Raw genomic sequence first — 23480 nt, 5'->3', positions numbered from 1 at the left:
AACCATGAAACAGTATCTTGATTTGATGCAGAAAGTGCTCGCCGAGGGCACGCAAAAAAATGACCGCACCGGTACCGGCACGATTTCCATTTTCGGCCATCAGATGCGTTTTAACCTGCAGGAAGGATTCCCGCTGGTGACGACCAAGCGCTGTCATTTACGCTCCATCATCCATGAACTGCTGTGGTTCCTGCAGGGTGACACCAACGTGGCGTATCTGCACGAAAACAACGTCACCATCTGGGATGAATGGGCGGATGAAAAGGGCGATCTGGGGCCGGTATACGGCAAACAGTGGCGCTCCTGGCCTGCGCCGGACGGCCGCCATATCGACCAGATTAGCACCGTGATGGAGCAGCTGAAAAACGACCCGGACTCGCGCCGGATCATCGTTTCGGCGTGGAACGTCGGCGAGCTGGATAAAATGGCGCTGGCGCCGTGCCACGCGTTCTTCCAGTTCTACGTCGCGGACGGCAAGCTCTCCTGTCAGCTCTATCAGCGCTCCTGCGACGTGTTCCTTGGCCTGCCGTTCAACATCGCCAGCTATGCGCTGCTGGTGCATATGGTGGCGCAGCAGTGTGACCTGGAAGTGGGTGATTTTGTCTGGACCGGTGGGGATACGCACCTCTACAGCAACCACCTTGAGCAGACCGATCTGCAGCTGAGCCGCGAGCCGCGTCCGCTGCCGAAGCTGGTGATTAAGCGCAAACCGGCGTCGATTTTTGACTACCGCTTTGAAGACTTTGACATCGAAGGCTACGATCCGCACCCGGGTATTAAAGCGCCGGTGGCGATTTAATTCCGCGGCTATCTCGTGGTAAGCCGGGCCGAGGCCCGGCGCATCCATGCCGGTCAGTTAATCCACTGACCGGCATTTTTTTTGCCCCAGCGGCGATAATCAACGCTGAGCGGAGTGGCTCTTAACTCTCGGCTATAACGCGCGTTGCGCCGGCTTTTCCTCGCGGATTTCTCGGGTCGGCCGCCGGAGAGCGCGTTTTGTCCGCCGCCGCTTTTGCTCGCCTGCTTCCTGATTTTCTGCAACCTCCTGTAAATCTGCCGATACTCTTCGACGCGCTGCGCTAACGGCGGATTTGCCTCTCGTACCCGAGGCGGGTCATATCCATACTCGGCGTATGAACAGACAACGTGGCTATACCCTTATTGAAACCCTGGCGACGCTGGCGCTGGTGATGATTCTTGGCGCCAGCGGGACGTTCGGCTGGAAGAGCTGGCAGCAGCAGCAGCGCCTGTGGCAAACCGCCGTTCAGGTCCGCGACTATCTGGTGCTGCTGCGCGATGACGCCAACTGGCACAACCGCGATCGGCTGCTGAGCGTTGGGAAGGCGGAGCAGGGCTGGTGCCTGAGCGCTGCTGATACGCCGGCCGACTGCGCGGCGCAGGGGCCCTTTACGCTGCGCCCGCAGTGGCCCGAAGTCTCGCTGGCTAACATCACGCCGGGCCTGGGCTTTTACGGCCTGCGCAACAGCGCCTGGGCCGGACATATCCGTCTGCAAAACGCCGGTGATGGCTGGAATATCATCGTCTCTAACTGGGGGCGCATCCGCCTTTGTCGCGGTATGGAGACGGCATCATGTCTGTAGACGCGCGAGGATTCTCGCTGCCGGAGACGCTGATTGCGATGGCCATAGGCTCCGTTTTGCTGCTCGGAACCGCGCGCTTCCTGCCCGCGCTGCAGCGGCAGGTGCTGAAGCAGACGCAGCAGCAGGCCCTCGATAACGAGCTCTGGCAGCGGCTGTACGCGGTCGCGAAGCACCTGCAGCGCGCCGGCTACTGTCGCGGCAGCTGCGTTGGGCAGCCGCTGCAGATTGCCGGCAGCGGCGAGTGCGTTATTGTCCGCTGGGACAGCGCGAGCGACGGCGTCTGGAATACCTCGCCGGAGGCGATGTCCGATGCCACGGGGTTTCGGTTACGCAATGGCGCGCTCGAAACGCGGCGCGGCGCGACCCGCTGCGCTGAGCAAGGCTGGGAGCGCATGACCAACCCCAGCGCCATAGAGGTGACCCGCTTTCAGGTTAAGCGCCTCGATATTACCGGCTTCGCCCCGGAGCTTAGCATCGTGCTGGCCGCGCGCTCGACGCTGGATCCCCGCATCACGGCGCAGGTGGAATACAGCGTAACGGGGTACAACCTGTGAACCGCCAGCGCGGGCTCTCTTCGCTGCTGATGGTGCTGCTCCTGCTGGCGCTCGGTAGCCTGCTGCTGCAGGGGCTCAACCAGCAGCAGCGCTCGCTGCTGGCGCAAACCGCCGGCGAAACCCGGGCGCTGCGCGAGACCGCTGGCGCGCACTCGGCCCTGCAGTGGGGGAAAACGCTAACCTGGTCAGCGCAGGAGGCGCAGGCGTGTCGACGGTCGGGCGCCGAAGGCTGGCACGTCTGTTTGCGGGTATTTAGCGATGCGTCAGCGCTGCTGATCGCCGCCAGCGGCCGCGTGCTGCTGTGGCACTCTGGCCGGGTTGAGCAGGGAAGCGTGCGCTTCTCGCCCCACGGCTGGAGCGATTTCTGCCCGCTGAAGGAGCCGAGCCTATGTCAGATACCCTGAGCCGCCAGCGGGGCTTTAGCCTGCCGGAAACGATCCTCGCAACGGCGCTGCTGGTGATGGTTATTACCGCCCTTAGCGGCTACCAGCGGGGGCTGGCCGGCGGCTTTATTGAGCTAAACCAGTATCGTCAGCTGTGGCGAGACGCGTGGCGCTATGGGCAGCTCAAGCCGCCAGAATCCGCGGCAGGCGGGAGCGTCACCCGCTTGCAGACATCGACAGCAAGATGTGTCAGCATCAGAGTCACGATCACCATGCCGCTGGAAAAGCGGGTACAGATGACCCGGCTGCACTGCCCGGTCAGCCAGTAGTCAGGAGCGAATATGTTAAGGGTGTACCACTCAAACCGTCTGGACGTACTTGAAGCGCTGATGGAGTTTATCGTCGAGCGCCAGCGGCTGGATGACCCTTTCAAGCCGGAGATGGTGCTGGTGCAAAGTACCGGCATGGCGCAATGGCTGCAGATGACGCTGGCAAAACGCTTCGGTATTGCCGCCAACATCGAGTTTCCTCTCCCGGCGAGCTTTATCTGGGATATGTTTGTGCGCGTGCTCTCCGATATCCCCGGCGAAAGCGCGTTTAGCAAACAGAGCATGAGCTGGAAGCTGATGACCCTGCTGCCGCAGCGCCTGGATGACGACGCCTTCGCCCTGCTGCGCCACTACCTCAGCGACGACAGCGACAAGCGTAAGCTATTTCAGCTGGCAGCCAGAGTGGCGGATCTCTACGACCAGTATCTGGTCTATCGTCCGGAATGGCTGATGCGCTGGGAAGCAGACGAGCGCGTTGATGGCCTCGGAGAGGCCCAGCAGTGGCAGGCACCGCTGTGGAAAGCGTTAGTCGAGCATACCGCCGAGCTGGGGCAGCCGCTGTGGCACCGCGCCAACCTTTATCAGCGGTTTATCAGCGCGCTTGAGGCCGCGGATGAGCCGCCGGCCGGGCTGCCGTCGCGGGTCTTTATATGCGGCATCTCGGCGCTGCCTCCGGTCTACCTGCAGGCGCTGCAGGCGCTCGGCAAACACGTTGATGTTTATGTCCTTTTCACCAACCCGTGCCGCTACTACTGGGGGGATATTAAAGATCCTGCTTTTCTGGCTAAGCTGATGTCGCGCCAGCGCCGTCACCATCGCGAGCCGCGAGAGCTGCCGCTCTTTCGCGATGCAGAACGGGCTCCCGGCCTGTTTAACGACGACGGCGAGCAGGATGTTGGCAATCCGCTGCTGGCCTCCTGGGGCAAGCTGGGACGGGACTACATCTATCTGCTGGCCGGGCTGGAGCGTTACGAAGAGCTGGACGCATTCGTGGATATCGCCCCGGATAACCTGCTGCATAACCTGCAGTCTGACATCCTCGAGCTGCGCAACGCGGCGGTGGCCGGGCGTACGGCGCAAGAGTTTGCCCATAGTCGCAGCAAGCGCCTGCTGGCCCCGAACGACCGCAGCCTCAGCATTCACGTTTGCCATAGCCCGCAGCGCGAGGTGGAAGTGCTGCACGACCGGCTGCTGGCGATGCTGGAGGAGAACCCCGACCTCACGCCGCGCGACATTATCGTGATGGTGGCGGATATCGACAGCTACAGCCCCTACATACAGGCGGTGTTTGGTGCCGCCAGCGGCGAGCGCTGGCTACCGTGGGCCATCTCGGACCGCCGCGCCCGCGAATCGCACCCGGCGCTGCAGGCCTTCATTACGCTCCTTTCCCTGCCCGACAGCCGCTTTGCCAGCGAAGACGTGCTGGCTCTGCTGGATGTTCCGGTGCTGGCGGCACGATTTAATATCGATGAAGAAGGGCTGCGCTACCTGCGTCAGTGGGTCAACGAATCCGGCGTGCGCTGGGGTATGGATGACGATAACGTGCGCGAGCTGGATCTCCCCGCCACCGGGCAGCACACCTGGCGCTTTGGCCTGACGCGGATGCTGCTCGGCTACGCGATGGACAGCAGCCAGGGCGAATGGCAGTCGGTGCTGCCGTACGATGAGTCCAGCGGGCTGATTGCCGAGCTGGTGGGTAACCTGGCGTCGCTGCTGATGCAGCTCAACCTCTGGCGGCGCGGCCTGGCGCAGGAGCGCCCGCTGGCGGAGTGGCTGCCGGTTTGTCGCGATCTGCTCGACGACTTCTTCCTTCCCGATAGCGAAACGGAAGCCGCGCTGGCGCTGATTGAACAGCAGTGGCAGGCGGCGATTGGCGAAGGGGTCCAGGCGCAGTATGCGCAGACGGTGCCGCTCTCTTTACTGCGCGATGAGCTGGCGCAGCGCCTCGATCAGCAGCGCATCAGCCAGCGTTTCCTCGCCGGGCCGGTCAACATCTGTACCCTGATGCCAATGCGCTCTATTCCGTTCAAAGTCGTCTGTCTGCTGGGGATGAATGACGGCGTTTACCCCCGCGCCCTGGCGCCGCTAGGCTTTGACTTAATGAGCCAGAAGCCGCAGCGCGGCGACCGCAGCCGTCGCGATGATGACCGCTACCTGTTCCTGGAAGCGCTGATGTCGGCCGAGCAGAAGCTCTATATCAGCTATATCGGCCGTTCAATCCAGGACAACAGCGAACGCTACCCGTCGGTGCTGGTACAGGAGCTGGCGGATTATATCGGCCAGAGCCACTGCCTGGCGGGCGATGAGGAGCAGGACTGCGACGCCAGCGAGCGGCGGGTCAAAGCGCATATTACCCATCTGCATAGCCGCATGCCCTTCGATACGGCCAACTTCCGCGACGACGAAGATCAAAGCTACGCTCGGGAATGGCTGGCCGCCGCCAGCCAGCAAGGGGAGGCGCACGGCGACTTTATCCAGCCGCTGCCGGCGGCGGAAATCGAAAACCTGCCGTTTGAGCAGCTGCTGCGCTTCTGGCAGCACCCGGTTCGCGCCTTCTTCCAGCAGCGGCTGCGGGTCAACTTCCGCGCCGAGGAGAGCGAGATCCCGGACGATGAGCCGTTCACGCTCGAAGGGCTGAGCCGCTACCAGCTCAACCAACAGCTGCTGAATACGCTCATTGAACAGCAGGATGCCTCGGTGATGTACCGCCGCTTCCGCGCGGCGGGCGAGCTGCCCTACGGCGCCTTCGGCGAACTGGCCTGGGAGACTCAGCGCCAGGAGATGCAGAACCTCGCGGAACGGGTGATCGCCAGCCGCCAGCCGGGACAAAGCATGGAAATCGATCTGCAATGTAACGGCGTCAACATTACCGGATGGCTGCAGCAGGTACAATCTGACGGCCTGCTGCGCTGGCGGCCTTCGCTGCTCAGCGTGGCGCAGGGAATGCAACTTTGGCTGGAGCACCTTGTCTACTGTGCTAGCGGCGGAACCGGCACCAGCCGTCTGCTGGTGCGCAAGGAAGGCGAATGGCGTTTCCCGCCGCTGGCGCAGGAGCAGGCGAAGGCCTATCTTGATGAGCTGGTTGACGGCTATCTGCAGGGCATGTCAAAACCGCTGCTGCTGCTACCTGAAAGCGCGGGGGCATGGCTAAAAGCCTGTTATGACGCTGAAAAGGATGTCATGTTAATGGACGACGAGACGCAACAAAAAGCGCGCAGCAAGTTTGTACAGGCGTATGAAGGCAATATGGTGATTAGCGGTGAGGGTAGCGATGTCTGGTACCAGCGCCTGTGGCGCACCCTTGAGCCTGCTTACTATGACGAAATTATTGCTCAGGCGCAGCGTTATCTGTTGCCGGTATTTCGTTTCCATCAGTCCGAATAAAATTGTAATAGTATAAAAATTGCGCAGGTGACGGCTCTTCAATTATCATGCGCAACCAATCACGGACTGATGTTTTTATCAACGCTGGCTCTGCACAGCGAAAAGTTTGTTAATGATGAGGTCCGTGAATGCCCCGTAGTTTATGGTTCAAGGTTATTGTAGTGCTGGCTGCCCTTTGGGCGCCGTTAAGTCAGGCAGATACCGGATGGCAGCCCGTTCAGGAAACCATCCGCAAAAGCGAAAAAGATCCGCGTCAGTATCAGGCTATTCATCTCGATAACGGCATGATCGTTCTGCTGGTCTCCGATCCGCAGGCGGTAAAATCACTTTCGGCGCTGGTGGTGCCGGTGGGGTCGCTGCAGGACCCGGAAGAGCATCAGGGCCTGGCGCACTTCCTCGAGCACATGACGTTAATGGGCTCGAAGAACTATCCGCAGCCCGACAGCCTCGCAGAGTTCCTGAAAATGCACGGCGGCAGCCACAACGCCAGCACCGCGCCGTATCGCACCGCCTTCTATCTGGAAGTCGAGAACGACGCGCTGGACGGGGCGGTCGATCGCCTCGCGGATGCCATTGCCTCTCCGCTGCTGGATAAAAAATATGCCGACCGTGAGCGTAATGCGGTCAACGCCGAGCTGACCATGGCGCGGACCCGTGACGGGATGCGCATGGCTCAGGTGAGCGCCGAAACCATAAACCCGGCGCATCCGGCGGCGCATTTTTCCGGCGGTAACCTGGAAACGCTGAGCGACAAGCCGGGAAAACCGGTGCTTGATGCGCTGCATACCTTCCGCGACAGCTGGTACTCCGCTAACCTGATGAAGGCGGTCATTTACAGCAATAAGCCGCTGCCGGAGCTGGCGAGCATTGCCGCCAAAACCTACGGCCGGGTGCCGAATCATAATATCGACCGGCCGGTAATTACCGTTCCGGTGGTGACCGATGCGCAAAAGGGCATCATCATCCACTACGTGCCGGCGATGCCTCGCAAGGTGCTGCGCGTTGAATTCCGCATCGATAACAACAGCGAGCAGTTCCGCAGCAAGACCGACGAGCTGGTGACCTATATGATCGGCAACCGCAGTCCGGGGACATTATCTGACTGGCTGCAGCAGCAGGGACTGGTGGAAGGTATCCGCGCGGACTCCGATCCGGTGGTGAACGGCAACAGCGGGGTGCTGGCCATTTCCGCAACCCTGACCGATAAGGGCCTGGCGCATCGCGACGAGGTTGCTGCGGCCATCTTCAGCTACCTCAACCTGCTGCGCACCCAGGGCATCGATAAGCGCTATTTCGACGAGCTGGCGCATGTCCTGGCGCTCGACTTCCGCTATCCCTCAATCAACCGCGATATGGACTACGTTGAATGGCTGGCGGACACCATGATCCGCGTGCCGGTTGAGCATACTCTCGACGTGGTGAATATTGCCGATCGCTACGATCCGCAGGCGATTAAAGACCGCCTGGCGATGATGACCCCGCAAAACGCGCGCGTGTGGTATATCAGCCCGCAGGAGCCGCATAATAAAACGGCCTATTTCGTCAATGCGCCGTACCAGGTCGATAAAATCAGCCCGCAGACCTTCGCCGACTGGCAGCAGAAAGCCAGCGCGATTGACCTTAATCTGCCGACGCTGAACCCCTATATTCCTGACGATTTTACGCTGATCAAAAGCGATAAAGCCTATCCGCATCCGCAGCTGATCGTCGATGAGCCGACCCTGCGGGTGGTCTACGCCCCGAGCCAGTACTTCGCCAGCGAGCCTAAGGCCGACGTGTCGCTGGTGCTGCGTAATCCGCAGGCCATGGACAGCGCCCGCAGCCAGGTGATGTTTGCGCTGAATGACTACCTGGCGGGAATTGCCCTCGACCAGCTCAGCAACCAGGCTGCGGTGGGAGGCATCACTTTCTCTACCGGCGCCAACAACGGGCTGATGGTCAACGCCAACGGCTACACCCAGCGGCTGCCGCAGCTGTTCACCGCGCTGCTGGACGGCTATTTCAGCTACGCCCCGACCGAAGAGCAGCTGGAACAGGCGAAATCCTGGTACGCGCAGATGATGGACTCGGCGGATAAAGGCAAAGCGTACGATCAGGCGATTATGCCGGCCCAGATGGTATCGCAGGTGCCTTACTTCCAGCGTGAAGAGCGCCGGGCGCTGCTGCCGTCGATCGCTCTCAAAGAGGTTCTGGCCTACCGTGACAACCTGAAAGCGAAAGGGCGTCCGGAGCTGCTGGTGATTGGCAACCTGACCGCCGGGCAATCCACCGATATGGCTCGCCAGATCCAGCAACAGCTGGGTTCAGACGGCAACGAATGGTGCCGCAATAAAGACGTGCTGGTGAACAGCAAGCAGCTGGCCATTTTTGAGAAAACCGGCAGCAGCACCGACTCGGCGCTGGCCGCGGTCTTTGCACCGCCCAATATCGATGAGTACAGCAGCTCCGCCGCCAGCTCCCTGCTGGGCCAAATTATCCAGCCGTGGTTCTATAACCAGCTGCGTACTGAAGAACAGCTGGGCTATGCGGTGTTCGCGTTTTCGATGAACGTCGGCCGCCAGTGGGGCGTCGGCTTCCTGCTGCAAAGCAGCGATAAGCAGCCCGCCTTCCTGTGGCAGCGCTTCCAGGCCTTCTTCCCGACGGCGGAGGCAAAGCTGAGGGCGATGACCCCGCAAGAGTTTGCGCAAATTCAGCAGGCGACGATCGCCCAGATGATGCAGGCGCCGCAAACCCTGGGCGGTGAAGCCTCGCAGCTGAGCAAAGATTTCGATCGCGGTAATATGCGCTTCGATTCACGTGATAAAGTAGTGGCTCAGATTAAACTGCTGACGCCGCAAAAGCTTGCCGACTTCTTCCATCAGACGGTGGTGGATCCGCAGGGCATGGCGATATTATCCCAGGTATCCGGTAGCCAGAATGGTAAAACCGATTACGCCCTGCCGCAGGGCGGCAAAGTCTGGGAAAACGTCAGCGCATTGCAGAAATCCTTACCCCTGATGCGAGAGAATGAATGACCGAAACCGCCGAGCCTCTTGACCCCCTGCGCTTGCCCCTGACGGGCGAGCGCCTGATAGAAGCCTCTGCGGGCACCGGAAAAACCTTTACCATCGCGGCGCTGTACCTCCGGCTGCTGCTGGGGCTGGGCGGAGAATCCGCCTTTCCCCGGCCGGTGAGCGTGGAGGAGCTGCTGGTGGTGACCTTCACCGAGGCGGCGACCGAGGAGCTGCGCGGCCGTATCCGCAGCAACATCCACGGGCTGCGCATCGCCTGCCTGCGCGAAACGGCTTCCGACCCTCTCTACGCCGCGCTGCTGGCGGAAATCCCGGACAAAAACCAGGCCGCACAAACGCTGATGCTGGCGGAGCGGCAGATGGACGAAGCGGCGGTATTCACCATCCACGGCTTCTGCCAGCGCATGCTCAGCCTCAACGCGTTTGAGTCCGGCATGCTCTTCGAACAGCAGCTTATCGAGGACGAATCCCGGCTCCGCTATCAGGCCTGCGCCGATTTCTGGCGCCGCCACTGCTACCCGCTCCCGCGCGAAATAGCCGCGGTTATCCACGAAGCCTGGAAAGGCCCGCGCGACCTGCTGAAATCCCTCGACCGCTGGCTGCAGGGCGAAGCCCCGCAGCTTAAATCCCCGCCTGCGCAGGAGGAGACGCTGGCCGAACGCCATCAGCAAATCATCGCGCGCATTGACGCGGTGAAGCGGCAGTGGCGCGAGCAGGTGGGCGAGATTGAAAGCGTGCTGGAAAACTCCGGCCTCGACCGGCGTAAATTCAACCGCGGTAACCAGGGGAAGTGGATCGAGAAAGTCAGCCTCTGGGCGCAGGAAGAGACCCTGAGCTACCGGCTGCCGGAGGCGCTGGAAAAATTCTCCCAGCCGTTCCTCTATGAACGCACCAAAGCGGATGGCGAACCGCCGGTTCACCCGCTATTTAGCGCGATTGAGGCGCTGCTCTCTGCGCCGCTGACCCTGACCGATCTGCTGATTGCCCGGGCAATGGTGGAGATCCGCGAAGCGGTGGCGCGCGAAAAGCGTCGCCGCGGAGAGCTCGGTTTTGATGACATGCTCAGCCGCCTCGACGATGCGCTGCGTAGCGAAAGCGGCGAAGCGCTGGCCAGCGCTATCCGGCAGCGTTTTCCGGTAGCGATGATCGATGAGTTCCAGGATACCGACCCGCAGCAGTACCGCATTTTTCGCCGCATCTGGCGGCGGCAGCCGGAGACGGCGCTGCTGCTTATCGGCGATCCCAAACAGGCTATTTATGCCTTTCGCGGCGCGGATATCTTTACCTATATGAAGGCGCGCGGCGACGTCGCCGCGCACTACACGCTGGATACCAACTGGCGCTCCGCTCCGGGAATGGTGGAGAGCGTCAATCGCCTGTTCAGCCTCAGCGATAATCCGTTTATGTTCCGCGAAATCCCGTTCCTGCCGGTAAAGTCGGCGCCGAAAAACCAGCATCTGCGCTTCACCGTTGACGACGATGCGGTTCCGGCAATGAATGTCTGGCTGATGCCGGGGGAAGCGGTGGGCGCGGGGGATTATCAAACCTTTATGGCCCAGCTCTGCGCTTCGCAGATCCGCGACTGGCTTAGCGCCGGCCAGCAGGGGCGGGCGCTGCTGTGGCGCGACGATTGCGCCCGGCCGGTGCAGGCTTCCGATATCACGGTGCTGGTGCGTAACCGCCAGGAGGCGTCGCTGATCCGCGATGCGCTGCAGGCCCTGGCCATTCCGTCGGTCTATCTCTCCAACCGCGATAGCGTATTTGAAACGCCGGAAGCGCAGGAGCTGCTGTGGGTACTCCAGGCGGCGCTGGCGCCCGAGCGAGAAAACACGCTGCGCAGCGCACTGGCGACCTCGATTTTCGGCCTGAACGCCCTTGATATTGAAAACCTCAACAAGGATGAGCGCGCGTGGGATGCGCTGGTGGAAGAGTTTAGCGACTACCGCCACATCTGGCGTCAGCGCGGGGTGATGCCGATGCTAAGAGCGCTGATGACCGCCCGACATATTGCCGAAAACCTTCTGGTGACGAGCGGCGGCGAGCGGCGCTTAACCGATATCCTGCATATCAGCGAACTGCTGCAGGAAGCGGCCAACCAGCTGGAGAGCGAGCATGCGTTAGTGCGTTGGCTGACGCAGCGCATCGCCGAGCCGGACAGCAACGCCTCCAGCCAGCAGATGCGTCTGGAAAGCGACAAACATCTGGTGCAGATCGTCACCGTACATAAATCGAAAGGGCTGGAATACCCGCTGGTGTGGCTGCCGTTTATCGCCCGCTTCCGCAAGCAGGATCAGGCGTTTTATCACGATCGCGACTCCTTTGCGGCGGTGCTCGACCTTGAGCAGAATGAGGGGAGCCTCGAGTTGGCGGAGGCGGAGCGTCTGGCGGAGGATTTACGCCTGCTGTACGTGGCCCTGACGCGAGCGGTCTGGCACTGCAGCCTCGGCGTGGCGCCGCTCAGCACCCGACGCAGCGACAAGCCGGGCAACAGTGATTTTCACCACAGCGCCCTGGGCCGCCTTCTGCAGGGAGGTGAGGCGATGGACGCTGCGGGGCTGACGGCCCGCCTGCAGGCGTTCTGCTGCGAGGATATTGCGCTGCAAACCCCCGGCGTTGCCGATAGGCAGCCCTGGCAGGCACCGCAGGAGGCGCTGCCGCCGCTGTCGGCGCGGATGCTGGGACGTTCGATCGTCGATGACTGGCGGGTTACCAGCTACTCCGGGCTACAGCAGCATGGCCACAGCCCGGCGCAGGATTTACTGCCCCGTCTTGACGTTGACGCCGCCGGGGTGGGGGAGGTTGCGGAGGAGCCGCAGCTCACCCCGCATCAGTTCCCGCGCGGGGCGTCGCCGGGGACATTTTTGCACGGCCTGTTTGAAGATCTCGACTTTACCCAGCCGGTCCCCGCCGACTGGATGGCGGAAAAGCTGCGCTCCGGCGGATTTGCTGAACAGTGGACGCCGGTGCTGACCCAATGGCTGGATGATGTGCTGCGCACGCCGCTACCGGGCGCCGATATCGCGCTGAATCAGCTCGCGGCGGCGGATAAGCAGGTTGAGATGGCGTTTTATTTACCCATTGAAGCCCCGCTGGACGCGCAGCGCCTGGATGCGCTGGTTCGCCGCTACGACCCGCTTTCGGCCCAGTGCCCGGAGCTTGATTTCCGTCAGGTTCGCGGAATGCTGAAAGGGTTTATTGACCTCGTGTTTCGGCATAACGGCCGCTACTACCTGCTGGATTACAAATCCAACTGGCTGGGGGACGATCGCGAAGCCTACACCCGGCAGGCGATGGCGCAGGCGATGTGCACGCACCGCTATGATTTGCAGTACCAGCTCTACGGTCTGGCGCTGCACCGCTATTTACGCCATCGCGTTGCTGACTACGACTATGAGCGCCATTTTGGTGGCGTCATTTATCTCTTTTTACGCGGAATGGACGGGCAGGACGGCGGGCAGGGGATATTTACCACGCGCCCTGAGCGGCCGCTGATTGACGGCCTGGACGCCCTGTTTGCCGGCGAAGTTCAGGAGATCGCTTCATGACCATGGATGAGCTGCTGCTTGAGGCAGCAAACCAGCGTTTGTTACGTCCTCTTGACGTCCAGTTTGCGCTGATGGTCGCTCGGGATGCGCATCCGGCGGTGAGGCTGGCGGCGGCGGTGCTGAGCCGCGACGCCGGCGAAGGGCACGTCTGCCTGCCGCTCTCGCGCCTTGCCGCTGACGACGTGCTGAGCGGCAAGGTCGCCGCTCTGCGCGAGCAGCTGCTGGCGCAGGCCGGTGCGCCCGATGACTGGTCGGCGCTGCTGCTCTCGTCAGCGGCGGTGAGCCGCGGGGAGCGTCCGACGCCGATGATCCTCTGCGGCGAACGGCTTTACCTTAACCGCATGTGGCGCAACGAGCTGACCGTCGCGCGCTTTTTTAACGAAGCCAATCAGGTGCTGAGCGTGGATGAAACGCGCCTGGCGTCGACGCTGGATGCGCTCTTCCCCGCCGGGGACGATATTGACTGGCAGAAGGTGGCGGCGGCGGTGGCGCTGACCCGGCGGATTTCGGTTATTTCCGGCGGTCCAGGCACCGGTAAAACGACTACCGTCGCCAGGCTGCTGGCGGCGTTGATCCAGACGACGGATACGCCCCGCTGCCGCATCCGCCTGGCGGCGCCCACCGGCAAAGCCGCCGCGCGCCTGACCGAGTCGCTGGGCAGCGCGCTGCGCCAGCTGCCGCTGACGGATGAGCAGAAGGCGCAGCTGCCCACAGAGGCCAGCACCCTGCACCGCCTGCTTGGCGCGCAGCCGGGCAGCCAGCGTATGCGCTATCACGCCGGTAATCCGCTGCACCTCGACGTGCTGGTGGTGGATGAAGCCTCGATGATTGACCTGCCGATGATGGCTCGCCTGATTGACGCCCTGCCGGCGCACGGTCGGGTGATTTTTCTCGGCGACCGCGATCAGCTGGCGTCGGTGGAGGCCGGCGCGGTGCTGGGGGATATTTGCGCATGGGTGAGTGCGGGCTATACCGCCGAGCGCGCGGCGCAGCTAAAGCGGCTGACCGGCCTGCCGGTGCCTGCCGGGGAGGGCGAGGCGGCGGGCGCCCTGCGCGACAGCCTGTGCCTGCTGCAAAAAAGCTATCGTTTTGGCAGCCACTCCGGCATCGGTAGCCTGGCCCGGGCGGTAAACGCCGGCGATCGGCATGGGGTCAAGACGACCCTGCGTCAGCCGTTCGACGACATCGTGCTGCGCCCGCTGAGCACCACCGAGGAGTATGAAGCGATGCTGACGCAGGCGCAGGCCGGCTACGATCGCTATCTCCGGCTGCTGCGCGAGCGGGCGGATCCGGAGGCGGCGATCGCCGCTTTCGGCGAGTTTCGGCTACTGTGCGCCCTGCGCGAGGGTCCCTACGGCGTCAGCGGGCTGAACGAACAGCTGGAGCGGATGCTCAATCGTAAGCGGGCGATTGCGCTGCCGCGGCATTCGCGCTGGTATGAGGGCCGGCCGGTGATGATCTCGCGCAACGATAGCGCGCTGGGGCTGTTTAACGGGGATATTGGCATTGCGCTGGAAAGGGGAGACGGGCTTCGCGTCTGGTTCCCGATGCCGGATGGCAGCATTAAGTCGGTGCAGCCCAGTCGCCTGCCGGAGCATGATACCGCCTGGGCGATGACGGTGCATAAATCCCAGGGCTCGGAGTTTGACCACGCGGCCCTGATTTTGCCTTCCCGCAGCGTGCCGCTGGTGACGCGCGAGCTGGTGTATACCGCGATAACCCGCGCCAAACGGCAGCTGTCGATTTATGCCGATGAGCAGGTGCTGACTCAGGCTATCGTGGCGCGCACCGAACGGCGCAGCGGGCTGACGGATATCTTCGCCAGCGGCGGGTAGCCTCGGCAGTTCAACTGCTCCCTCTTTGCCAGCCTGCGCGCTACGCCTGGCCGGCAAAGGGGAACGCTCACTCAGCCAAGGTCGGCCATCATCACCTTGGAACGGCGCTGATAGTTGTACATCTCTTTCTTACTTTCCGGCAGCAGGTCGATATCCACCGGCGTAAAGCCGCGCTCCTGGAACCAGTGAATGCTGCGGGTAGTCAGCACGAACAGTTTGCTTAGCCCCATCTGTTTTGCCTGGGTCGCGATGCGGTTCAGCAGCACTTCCCCACGCGATGAGCTGCGGTAGTCCGGATGGACCGCCACGCAGGCCATTTCACCGATTTTCTCTTCCGGGAACGGATAGAGCGCGGCGCAGGCGATTGTCGTGTTATCGCGCTGAATGATGGTGAATTTATCTATTTCCATCTCCAGCTGCTCGCGGGAGCGGCGCACCAGAATTCCCTGCTGCTCCAGCGGGCTTATCAGCTCAAGAATACCGCCAATATCGTTGATGGTGGCGCGGCGGATCTGCTCGGCGCTCTCCATGACGATCTGGGTACCGATACCGTCGCGCGAGAACAGCTCCTGCAGCAGGGCACCATCCTCCTGGTAGCTGATCAGGTGGCAGCGACGCACGCCGCTGCGGCAGGCTTTCACCGCGCCGCGCAGGAAACGCACGGTACCGGAGTTGTAGTCCTCATCCGCTTCCAGCTCTTCAACCCGCGCCTGGGCTTCGTTCGGGAACAGCTCGGGAACGATCTCGCCCTCCTGGCTGTACACCCCTTGCGAAGAGCAGAAGCCGATCATTTTTTCCGCTTTCAGCTTGATGGCCAGCTGGGTGGCAATCTCTTCGGAAGTCAGGTTAAAGCTTTCGCCGGTGACCGATACCGCAACCGGGCCCATCAGCACGATGGCGCCGTTATCAAGCTGGCGGTGGATCGCTTCTTCATCGATACGACGAATGCGCCCGCTGTGGCAATAATCGACGCCGTCGTCCACGCCAAGCGGTTGGGCAATAATGAAATTGCCGCTCACGACGTTAATGTGGGCGCCCTGCAGCGGGGTGTTGTTGAGGCTCATCGACAGGCGCGCGGTAATTTCCAGCTGCAGCATGCCGGCGGCCTGTTTAACCAGTTCGAGGGTTTTGGCGTCAGTCACGCGCGTTTGCTTATGGTAAAGCGGCTCATGATGATGCTCGGCCAGGTTAGCGTCTATCTGAGGACGCGCGCCATAGACCACCACCAGGCGAATGCCCAGGCTATGTAATAGGCCAATGTCATTGACTATACTGGAGAAATTTTCATGCTCGATGGCTTCGCCGCCCAGCATGATAACAAAGGTTTTTCCCCGATGGGCGTTAATATAGGGAACTGAATGGCGGAATCCTTCTACCAGTTCGGTGCGACGTTCCTTCACCATGACCACAACCCTCAATGCATGATTATTCGTAATAAGTGTATTTTTATTCTGTTTTGCGCGTAAACGCAAGCCAAAATTTGTCACCAATATGCGAAAGAACTGTGACTTAACGCGTGCTACCAAAGATTGTTTACCCTTTTATTGATGACAGGTTATACGGCTTTCGTTAAAGTTTCCGGTCAATCTGTTTGTTTTGGATACGAAAGCGTTTTTATTGCTTGGGAGTGGCATGCCGGGATACAAGTCAGGATTAAGCCGTCGCCGTTTTTTACAGGGGGCGAGCGCCATGTGGTTAATGAGCGTCAGTCCGGTTGGTTTAGCCGCCGTTGCCCAGGTCGTCGCGGTGCGCGTCTGGCCGTCGTCAACCTATACGCGCGTTACGGTGGAATCCAACCATGTGCTGAAATATCGGCAATTTGCATTGAGCAATCCGGAGCGGCTGGTGGTCGATCTGGAAGGGGTCAACCTTAATTCCGTGCTAAAGGGCATGGGAACCAGCATTCGCGACGACGATCCCTATATTAAGTCCGCCCGCGTCGGCCAGTTCGATCCGCAGACGGTGCGCATGGTGTTTGAGCTTAAACAGAACGTGAAACCGCAGCTCTTTGCCCTCGCGCCGGTTGCCGGCTTTAAAGAGCGTCTGGTGATGGATCTCTATCCGTCTACGGCGACCGACGTGCAGGATCCGCTGCTGGCGCTGCTGGAGGATTACAACAAGGGCGATCTCGATCGTCAGGTACCGCCGGCGGAAAGCGGGCCGAAGCCGGGTAAAGCCGGGCGCGACCGGCCGATTGTGATCATGCTCGATCCGGGACACGGCGGGGAAGACTCCGGCGCGGTGGGTAAATACCACACCCGTGAGAAAGACGTGGTGCTGCAGATCGCCCGCCGGCTTCGGGCGCTGATCGAAAAAGAGGGAAATATGAAGGCCTATATGACCCGCAATGAAGATGTCTTTATTCCCCTGAAGGTGCGCGTCGCCAAGGCGCAAAAGCAGCGTGCCGATCTCTTCGTCTCGATCCACGCCGATGCCTTTACCAGCCGACAGCCGAGCGGCTCTTCGGTATTCGCGCTCTCAACCAAAGGCGCCACCAGCACCGCGGCTAAGTATCTGGCGCAAACCCAGAACGCCGCCGATCTGGTGGGGGGCGTCAGCAAGAGCGGCGATCGCTACGTCGACCATACGATGTTTGATATGGTGCAGTCGCTGACCATCGCCGATAGCCTGAAGTTTGGTAAGGCCGTGCTGCAGAAGATGGGCAGAATTAATAACCTGCACAAAAACCAGGTGGAACAGGCCGGCTTTGCGGTGCTGAAAGCGCCGGATATCCCGTCGATCCTGGTCGAAACCGCGTTTATCAGCAACGTGGCGGAGGAGCGTAAGCTGAAAACGGCGACCTTCCAGCAGGAAGTTGCCGAGTCGATACTGGCGGGGATTAAGGCCTACTTCGCCGATGGCGCAACCCTGGCAAGGCGTGGCTGATAAAAGGAGCGGGAGATGGCCCTGTTAAAGAGCGCCCACGGCGGCAATACGCGAGAGGCGGCGGCGCTGCTGGGCATTCAGCCCGCGCAGCTGCTCGATTTTAGCGCCAATATTAATCCGCTGGGCATGCCTGAAAGCCTCAAACGCGCCCTGATCGCTAATCTTGACCGCGCGGAGCGCTATCCCGACGTGGACTATCAGCAGCTGCACGAGGCCCTGGCCGAGCATCACCATATTCCCGCCTCGTGGATCGTCGCAGGCAATGGCGAAACCGAATCTATTTTCACCGTCGTAAACGGCCTGCAGCCGCGCCAGGCGATGATCGTGGTACCCGGTTTTGCCGAATATCGCCGCGCGCTGAGCGCGGTAGATTGCGCGATCCGCGAGTTCGCGCTGCGGGAAGAGGATGGCTGGCAGCTGACCGAGGCCCTTCTCGCAGCCCTGACGCCGGACCTCGACTGCCTGTTCCTCTGTACGCCCAACAACCCAACCGGACTGCTGCCGGAGAGCCACCTGCTGGCGGCGATTGCCGCGCGCTGCAAAGCGCTAGACATCGCGCTGATCCTCGATGAGGCTTTTATCGATTTCATTCCCGACCAGCCGGGGTTTATTCCTCTGCTGCGCGATAACCCGCATATCTGGGTACTGCGCTCGCTGACCAAGTTCTATGCCATCCCCGGCCTGCGGCTGGGCTATCTGGTCAACGGCGATGAACGCGCCGTCGCCAGGATGCGCGAGCGGCAGATGCCGTGGTCAATAAACGCGTTTGCCGCGCTGGCGGGGGAAATTATTCTGCAGGATAGCGCCTACCAGCAGAAGACCTGGCGCTGGCTGGCGGAAGAAGGCCGGCGTTTTTACCAGCAGCTCCGCCAGCTTCCCGGCCTGACGGTCTATCCGGGCCAGGCAAACTATCTGTTTCTGCGCGCCGATATTCCGGGCATCGACCTGCAGTATGCCCTGCTGCAGCAGCACATTTTGATTCGCAGCTGCGCCAACTACCCCGGCCTCGGGGCGGGCTATTTCCGCGTGGCGATCCGCAGCGCGGAAGAGAATCAGCGGCTGCTTGCGGCGCTGGCGAAGATCCTGCCCGTCGGCGTCTGACTTCGCAAGCCGCCGGCGCATCGGTGTGGCATAATGCCGTTCCTTATTGCGCGAACGGCAGAGCCTCAGGATGCTTTCGCGATATCAACCAACGGGTGCCAGCGACGGGAGCCAAAATTCCCCGCCGCTGCGATGCTGACGCTAAGCCAGAAATCCTGCCTGTTGGTTATCACCAACAACCTCGGTGGTAAGTAGGGTGCTCAGAGGCGTACCGGCGAAAGCGTACCGCTGTTGCACCTTTGCCCTCCGACCACCCTGAACAGGAACCGGGTATGGCGGCAAGACTCCATTCATCTATTCCCGTACGCCGGCAGGCGTCTTCGAGGCTCGCGCGATGACGCTACTTGCCTGGAGCGTCGCCTGGCTCCTCGATCTCATCATCGGCGACCCCCCGCGCTGGCCCCACCCGGTACGCTGGATTGGCCACCTCATTACCGCCACGCAACGCGTCGTCAGGCGCTACTGCCGCAGCGACAGGGCGCTACGCATCGGCGGAGGGCTGATGTGGCTGGCGGTGGTAGGGCTGACGTGGGGCGTTTCCTGGGGCGTACTGACGCTGGCGGAAAGCATCCATCCCTGGCTCGGCTGGGTGATTGAGGTGTGGATGATTTTTACGCTGCTGGCCGGCCGCTGCCTGGCAACCTCCGCCCGCGACGTTGAGCGTCCGCTGCGCGAGGGTGACCTGGCGCAGAGCCGCGAGAAGCTCTCGTGGATTGTCGGGCGGGACACGTCTCAGCTCCAGCCGGAGCAGATTAACCGCGCGGTGGTGGAGACGGTGGCGGAGAACACCGTCGATGGCATTATTGCCCCGCTCTTCTTCCTGCTGATCGGCGGCGCGCCGCTGGCTATGGCCTACAAGGCGGTGAATACCCTCGATTCAATGGTGGGCTACAAGCATGAAAAGTATCGCGCTATTGGCATGGTCAGCGCCCGCCTTGATGATGTCGCCAACCTTATTCCCGCCCGTCTGAGCTGGCTGCTGCTGAGTATGGCGGCCTTCTTATGCCGCAACGATGGTCCCGGAGCGGTACGTATCGGCTGGCGGGATCGCTATAACCACAGCAGCCCCAACTGTGGATGGCCGGAAGCCAGCGTGGCCGGCGCGTTGGGGATTCGGCTGGGCGGTCCAAACAACTATTTTGGCCAACGAGTAGAGAAGCCGTGGATTGGCGACGACGTGCGCGACATTTCAGTCGACGATATCCCCCGCACGATCCGGCTGATGTGGGTGGTATCAACCCTGGCGCTGGCGCTGTTTATGCTGGCGCGCTATCTGCTGGCCGGCGCGGCATGAACGCCGCGGCTATAGCGAAAGATGAGTTTAATGCGAAGGCGACAGAACGCGATAAAGGAGGCCCCATGACGCGGGCAATTATGTTGCAAGGTACGGCATCCGACGTGGGAAAAAGCGTGCTGGTGGCGGGCCTGTGCAGAATTTTTTACCAGGACGGCCTGCGCACGGCGCCGTTTAAATCACAGAACATGGCGCTGAACTCGGGCATCACCGCCGATGGCAAAGAGATGGGACGGGCGCAGATCTTTCAGGCCGAAGCGGCGGGCATTGCGCCGGATGTGCGCATGAACCCGATACTGTTAAAGCCAACCAGCGATCTCAACGCGCAGGTGGTGCTGATGGGAAAAGTGGCGACCCATATGGACGCGGTGAGCTACCACGAGTACAAGCCGCGCCTGCGCGAGCAGATCCTTGAGGTTTACCGCAGCCTGGCGCAGGAGTATGAGGTGCTGGTTCTCGAGGGCGCCGGCAGCCCGGCGGAGATCAACCTGCGCGATCGCGATATCGTTAACATGGGCATGGCGGAGATGGCGCAGTGTCCGGTGATCCTCGTTGCCGACATCGACAGAGGCGGCGTGTTTGCCGCTATCTACGGGACGCTGGCGCTGCTTGAGGAGCAGGAGCGCGCCAGGGTGAAAGGGGTGATCATCAATAAGTTCCGCGGCGATGTGGCGCTGCTGTACTCGGGCATCGAACAGATTGAGGCTTTGACCGGCGTTCCGGTGCTGGGCGTGCTGCCGTGGCTGGAGGTCGATCTGGAAGATGAAGATAGCGTGGCGTTGCAGAAGGGAAAATACCTGAGCACCGCGCCGCGGGAGATTGAGATTGCGGTGGTTCAGCTGCCGCATACGTCGAACTTCACCGATTTCAACGCGCTGGCGGCGCAGCCGGACGTCCGCGTGCGCTACGTTCGTCATCCCCAGGATCTGACGACGAGCGACCTGGTGATCCTGCCCGGCAGCAAAAATACGCTGGGCGATCTGCTGTGGCTGCGCGAAAGCGGGATGGAACAGAGCGTGCTGCAGGCGCATCAGCAGGGGATTCCGCTGCTGGGGATCTGCGGCGGTTACCAGATGCTTGGCGAGACCATCTTCGATGAGGTGGAGTCCGGGCTGGGCATGTTGCCAGGCCTGGGGCTGCTCAATACCGTTACGCACTTTGCCCGCCATAAAACCACGACGCTGGTTGAGGCGACGATGGCGGCTGCGCTCCCTGGCTGGCTGGCGGGCGCCTCCGCGCTACGCGTGCGCGGCTACGAAATTCATATGGGTGAAACGACCCGGCAAGGCGAGTGCCGGCCGCTGCTGCAGCTGGAAAAAGAGGGGCGGACGGTGGCTGACGGGGCGATGACGGACGACGGGCTGGCGTTTGGTACCTACCTGCACGGCCTGTTCGACAGCGATGATTTCACCCGCGCGCTGGTCAACGGCCTGCGTCAACGCAAAGGCCTGGCGGCGCTGGATAGCACCCTCCACTACGCGCAGTACAAGTCGCAGCAGTTCGATATTCTGGCGGATGCAATGCGTCAACATATTGATATTGAAAAAATTTACCAAATTATGCAGCAGCATCAGGAGCCATCATGCTGATTCTGGTCACCGGCGGCGCGCGCAGCGGGAAAAGCCGTCACGCCGAAGCGCTGATCGTCGGCTCACCGCAGGTTTTGTATCTCGCCACCTCGCAGATTTTTGATGAGGAGATGGCCGCGAGGATCCAGCATCACCGCGATAGCCGACCGGCGCACTGGCGCACCGTCGAGCGCTGGCAGCATCTTGATAAGTTGATTGCCCCGCACGACGATCCTAACGAAGCTATTTTGCTGGAGTGTATCACCACCATGGTGACCAACCTGCTGTTTGCCTGCGGCGGCGACAGCGATCCCGATGGCTGGGATTATGCGGCCATGGAGCGGATGATTGATGACGAGATCCACGCGCTGATCGCCGCCTGCCAGCGCTCTGCGGCGAAGATCGTGGTGGTCACCAACGAAGTGGGAATGGGGATTGTCCCCGAGAATCGCCTTGCGCGGCATTTTCGCGATATCGCCGGCCGGGTTAACCAGCGCCTGGCGGCGGCGGCGGATGAGGTCTGGCTGGTGGTATCAGGTATTGGAGTCAAAATAAAATGATCAAACTATTCTGGGCAACGCTCTCTTTTCTCAGCCGTTTACCGGTACCGGAGCGCTGGTCGCAGGGGCTGGATATCGACCGCTACGTTCGCGGTATTGTCACCTTTCCCGTGGTCGGCGCGCTGCTGGGCTTGCTGAGCGGCCTGGTATTTCTCGCCGTGCAGGCGTGGTGCGGCATCCCGCTGGCGGCGCTGTTTGCCGTACTGGCGCTGGCGCTGCTCACCGGCGGCTTCCACCTCGACGGACTGGCCGACACCTGCGACGGGGTGTTTTCCGCCCGCCGTCGTGAACGGATGCTGGAGATTATGCGCGACAGCCGGCTGGGAACCCACGGCGGGCTGGCGCTGATTTTTGTGCTGCTGGCGAAGGTACTGGTGGTCAGCGAGCTGGCGCTGCGCGGCACGCCGATGCTGGCGGCGCTGGCGGCAGCCTGCGCGGTAGGGCGGGGAGCCAGCGTGCTGCTGATGTACCGCCACCGCTATGCGCGGGAAGAGGGGCTGGGCAACGTGTTTATCGGCAAGGTGAGCGGGCGACAAACCTGTGTAACCCTGGGGCTCGCGGTTATTCTCGCGGCGGTGCTGCTGCCGGGCATGAGCGGAGTGGCGGCGCTGGCGGTCAGCGCGGCGGCGATTTTCATTCTCGGTCAGCTCTTAAAGCGCACCCTCGGTGGGCAAACCGGCGATACGCTGGGAGCGGCCATTGAGCTCGGCGAACTGATCTTCCTGCTGGCTCTGCTGTGAGCCACGCTGCGCCATTGCTGCACGCGGCGATGGCGCACCTGGCGATGAGGCCGGATCTGAGTATTGCTGCTAAGAAAGGTCGTTCGGGGCCGTGAACCGGCGGGCTGAAGCTATCGTGAGGGAATTGCAGAAACAAAAAAACACCCTGAAGGGTGTTTATTGTGTTGGTTGCGGGGGCCGGATTTGAACCGACGACCTTCGGGTTATGAGCCCGACGAGCTACCAGGCTGCTCCACCCCGCGTCCGTCTTTACTCTTCATCGAGTAAACTTTGCATCAGATTTTAATTGGTTGCGGGGGCCGGATTTGAACCGACGACCTTCGGGTTATGAGCCCGACGAGCTACCAGGCTGCTCCACCCCGCGTCCGTCTTTACTCTTCCATCAAGTAAAGCTTACTTCTCTGATTTTAATTGGTTGCGGGGGCCGGATTTGAACCGACGACCTTCGGGTTATGAGCCCGACGAGCTACCAGGCTGCTCCACCCCGCGTCCGTGGATGCGCACTATACTCTGCTAACGTTTTGATGCAACCCTTTTTCAGCTAAATCGATAATTTTGTAATGAATGGTGTAGAAAGAACCGTTTTTAGCGCGTTTTTTAGCCGATTTTGTATTTGTGCTGCTTTATCGCATTTCAATAGCCCTGGCGGTTTGTTATCTTCCCTCATCACGAACCGGTACTAAGCGGCA

At 61.3% G+C, this 23480-nt stretch carries 16 protein-coding genes and 3 tRNA genes; 15 read left to right on the top strand and 4 right to left on the bottom strand.

Annotated elements, in window-relative coordinates; all coding sequences use genetic code 11:
* The first annotated feature begins 4 nt into the window (after positions 1-4).
* From thyA to recD, 9 genes are all read left to right on the top strand, one after another.
* On the top strand, positions 5-799 hold the full coding sequence (thyA, locus tag M2416_RS17510; RefSeq protein ID WP_045857434.1) for a thymidylate synthase: 795 nt from the start codon (positions 5-7) through the stop codon (positions 797-799).
* A gap of 334 nt (positions 800-1133) precedes the next feature.
* On the top strand, positions 1134-1601 hold the full coding sequence (locus M2416_RS17505; RefSeq protein ID WP_259226202.1) for a prepilin peptidase-dependent protein: 468 nt from the start codon (positions 1134-1136) through the stop codon (positions 1599-1601).
* Entirely contained in the window at positions 1592-2155 is a 564-nt protein-coding gene (locus M2416_RS17500) for a prepilin peptidase-dependent protein (RefSeq protein ID WP_259226201.1), read from the top strand. Before M2416_RS17505 ends, M2416_RS17500 begins: the two co-directional genes overlap by 10 nt.
* Positions 2152-2559, top strand: a complete 408-nt coding sequence (locus M2416_RS17495) for a DUF2509 family protein (protein ID WP_076945955.1) — start codon at positions 2152-2154, stop codon at positions 2557-2559. Before M2416_RS17500 ends, M2416_RS17495 begins: the two co-directional genes overlap by 4 nt.
* Positions 2544-2867 (top strand): prepilin-type N-terminal cleavage/methylation domain-containing protein, encoded by a 324-nt coding sequence (locus M2416_RS17490; RefSeq protein ID WP_076945956.1) that lies wholly within the window; start codon positions 2544-2546, stop codon positions 2865-2867. Before M2416_RS17495 ends, M2416_RS17490 begins: the two co-directional genes overlap by 16 nt.
* A gap of 12 nt (positions 2868-2879) precedes the next feature.
* Entirely contained in the window at positions 2880-6251 is a 3372-nt protein-coding gene (recC, locus tag M2416_RS17485; protein ID WP_259226200.1) for an exodeoxyribonuclease V subunit gamma, read from the top strand.
* A gap of 128 nt (positions 6252-6379) precedes the next feature.
* Positions 6380-9265 carry a pitrilysin gene (gene ptrA / locus M2416_RS17480; RefSeq protein WP_259226199.1) on the top strand — a complete coding sequence of 962 codons (2886 nt, stop codon included), beginning with the start codon at positions 6380-6382 and terminating at the stop codon, positions 9263-9265.
* Positions 9262-12807 carry an exodeoxyribonuclease V subunit beta gene (gene recB, locus M2416_RS17475; RefSeq protein ID WP_259226198.1) on the top strand — a complete coding sequence of 1182 codons (3546 nt, stop codon included), beginning with the start codon at positions 9262-9264 and terminating at the stop codon, positions 12805-12807. The genes ptrA and recB overlap by 4 nt, the downstream gene beginning before the upstream one ends.
* On the top strand, positions 12804-14642 hold the full coding sequence (recD, locus tag M2416_RS17470) for an exodeoxyribonuclease V subunit alpha (RefSeq protein WP_259226197.1): 1839 nt from the start codon (positions 12804-12806) through the stop codon (positions 14640-14642). Before recB ends, recD begins: the two co-directional genes overlap by 4 nt.
* 71 nt (positions 14643-14713) lie before the next feature.
* Here recD and argA read toward each other — a convergent pair whose 3' ends face one another.
* The gene (gene argA, locus M2416_RS17465; protein ID WP_076945964.1) at positions 14714-16045 is read right to left on the bottom strand and encodes an amino-acid N-acetyltransferase; all 1332 of its coding nucleotides are present in this window, start codon (positions 16043-16045) and stop codon (positions 14714-14716) included.
* 229 nt (positions 16046-16274) lie between these two features.
* Here argA and amiC point away from each other — a divergent pair, with 229 nt between their 5' ends.
* The 6 genes from amiC (at position 16275) to cobS (ending at position 22791) form a co-directional block, all read left to right on the top strand.
* Positions 16275-17528: an N-acetylmuramoyl-L-alanine amidase AmiC gene (gene amiC / locus M2416_RS17460; RefSeq protein ID WP_076945965.1), complete on the top strand. Its 1254-nt coding sequence runs from the start codon at positions 16275-16277 to the stop codon at positions 17526-17528.
* A 15-nt stretch (positions 17529-17543) separates the two neighbouring features.
* Positions 17544-18629 carry a threonine-phosphate decarboxylase CobD gene (gene cobD, locus M2416_RS17455; protein ID WP_259226192.1) on the top strand — a complete coding sequence of 362 codons (1086 nt, stop codon included), beginning with the start codon at positions 17544-17546 and terminating at the stop codon, positions 18627-18629.
* Between the two features lie 334 nt (positions 18630-18963).
* Positions 18964-19923 (top strand): adenosylcobinamide-phosphate synthase CbiB, encoded by a 960-nt coding sequence (gene cbiB, locus M2416_RS17450; RefSeq protein ID WP_259226190.1) that lies wholly within the window; start codon positions 18964-18966, stop codon positions 19921-19923.
* Between the two features lie 65 nt (positions 19924-19988).
* A complete protein-coding gene (locus M2416_RS17445; RefSeq protein ID WP_259226189.1) occupies positions 19989-21512 on the top strand; it encodes a cobyric acid synthase in 1524 nt (507 codons plus the stop codon).
* Positions 21506-22051 (top strand): bifunctional adenosylcobinamide kinase/adenosylcobinamide-phosphate guanylyltransferase, encoded by a 546-nt coding sequence (gene cobU, locus M2416_RS17440; protein ID WP_259226180.1) that lies wholly within the window; start codon positions 21506-21508, stop codon positions 22049-22051. Before M2416_RS17445 ends, cobU begins: the two co-directional genes overlap by 7 nt.
* Positions 22048-22791: an adenosylcobinamide-GDP ribazoletransferase gene (cobS, locus tag M2416_RS17435; RefSeq protein ID WP_259226157.1), complete on the top strand. Its 744-nt coding sequence runs from the start codon at positions 22048-22050 to the stop codon at positions 22789-22791. The genes cobU and cobS overlap by 4 nt, the downstream gene beginning before the upstream one ends.
* Positions 22792-22956: 165 nt before the next feature.
* Here cobS and M2416_RS17430 read toward each other — a convergent pair.
* The 3 genes from M2416_RS17430 to M2416_RS17420 all read right to left on the bottom strand — a co-directional run bounded on the left by M2416_RS17430 (position 22957) and on the right by M2416_RS17420 (position 23280).
* Positions 22957-23033, bottom strand: a tRNA-Met gene (locus M2416_RS17430).
* A gap of 45 nt (positions 23034-23078) precedes the next feature.
* A tRNA-Met gene (locus M2416_RS17425) sits at positions 23079-23155 on the bottom strand.
* A 48-nt stretch (positions 23156-23203) separates the two neighbouring features.
* Positions 23204-23280: transfer RNA gene (locus tag M2416_RS17420), tRNA-Met, on the bottom strand.
* Positions 23281-23480 lie beyond the last annotated feature (200 nt).

The sequence above is a fragment of the Klebsiella sp. BIGb0132 genome (assembly GCF_024810075.1).
In the GTDB taxonomy this organism is placed as follows: Bacteria; Pseudomonadota; Gammaproteobacteria; order Enterobacterales; family Enterobacteriaceae; genus Klebsiella; species Klebsiella terrigena.
Note: the sequence above shows the minus strand (reverse complement) of the source record. Positions and strands in the feature narration are given on the sequence as shown.

What these genes read in the sequence shown, in the direction of transcription:
- cobS (WP_259226157.1), top strand. Translation starts at nt 22,048, where the DNA reads ATGATCAAACTATTCTGGGCAACGCTCTCTTTTCTCAGCCGTTTACCG.
- cobU (WP_259226180.1), top strand. Translation starts at nt 21,506, where the DNA reads ATGCTGATTCTGGTCACCGGCGGCGCGCGCAGCGGGAAAAGCCGTCAC.
- argA (WP_076945964.1), bottom strand. Translation starts at nt 16,045, where the DNA reads ATGGTGAAGGAACGTCGCACCGAACTGGTAGAAGGATTCCGCCATTCA.
- recD (WP_259226197.1), top strand. Translation starts at nt 12,804, where the DNA reads ATGACCATGGATGAGCTGCTGCTTGAGGCAGCAAACCAGCGTTTGTTA.
- recB (WP_259226198.1), top strand. Translation starts at nt 9,262, where the DNA reads ATGACCGAAACCGCCGAGCCTCTTGACCCCCTGCGCTTGCCCCTGACG.
- cobD (WP_259226192.1), top strand. Translation starts at nt 17,544, where the DNA reads ATGGCCCTGTTAAAGAGCGCCCACGGCGGCAATACGCGAGAGGCGGCG.
- M2416_RS17500 (WP_259226201.1), top strand. Translation starts at nt 1,592, where the DNA reads ATGTCTGTAGACGCGCGAGGATTCTCGCTGCCGGAGACGCTGATTGCG.
- recC (WP_259226200.1), top strand. Translation starts at nt 2,880, where the DNA reads ATGTTAAGGGTGTACCACTCAAACCGTCTGGACGTACTTGAAGCGCTG.
- amiC (WP_076945965.1), top strand. Translation starts at nt 16,275, where the DNA reads ATGCCGGGATACAAGTCAGGATTAAGCCGTCGCCGTTTTTTACAGGGG.
- M2416_RS17505 (WP_259226202.1), top strand. Translation starts at nt 1,134, where the DNA reads ATGAACAGACAACGTGGCTATACCCTTATTGAAACCCTGGCGACGCTG.
- cbiB (WP_259226190.1), top strand. Translation starts at nt 18,964, where the DNA reads ATGACGCTACTTGCCTGGAGCGTCGCCTGGCTCCTCGATCTCATCATC.
- ptrA (WP_259226199.1), top strand. Translation starts at nt 6,380, where the DNA reads ATGCCCCGTAGTTTATGGTTCAAGGTTATTGTAGTGCTGGCTGCCCTT.
- M2416_RS17445 (WP_259226189.1), top strand. Translation starts at nt 19,989, where the DNA reads ATGACGCGGGCAATTATGTTGCAAGGTACGGCATCCGACGTGGGAAAA.
- M2416_RS17490 (WP_076945956.1), top strand. Translation starts at nt 2,544, where the DNA reads ATGTCAGATACCCTGAGCCGCCAGCGGGGCTTTAGCCTGCCGGAAACG.
- thyA (WP_045857434.1), top strand. Translation starts at nt 5, where the DNA reads ATGAAACAGTATCTTGATTTGATGCAGAAAGTGCTCGCCGAGGGCACG.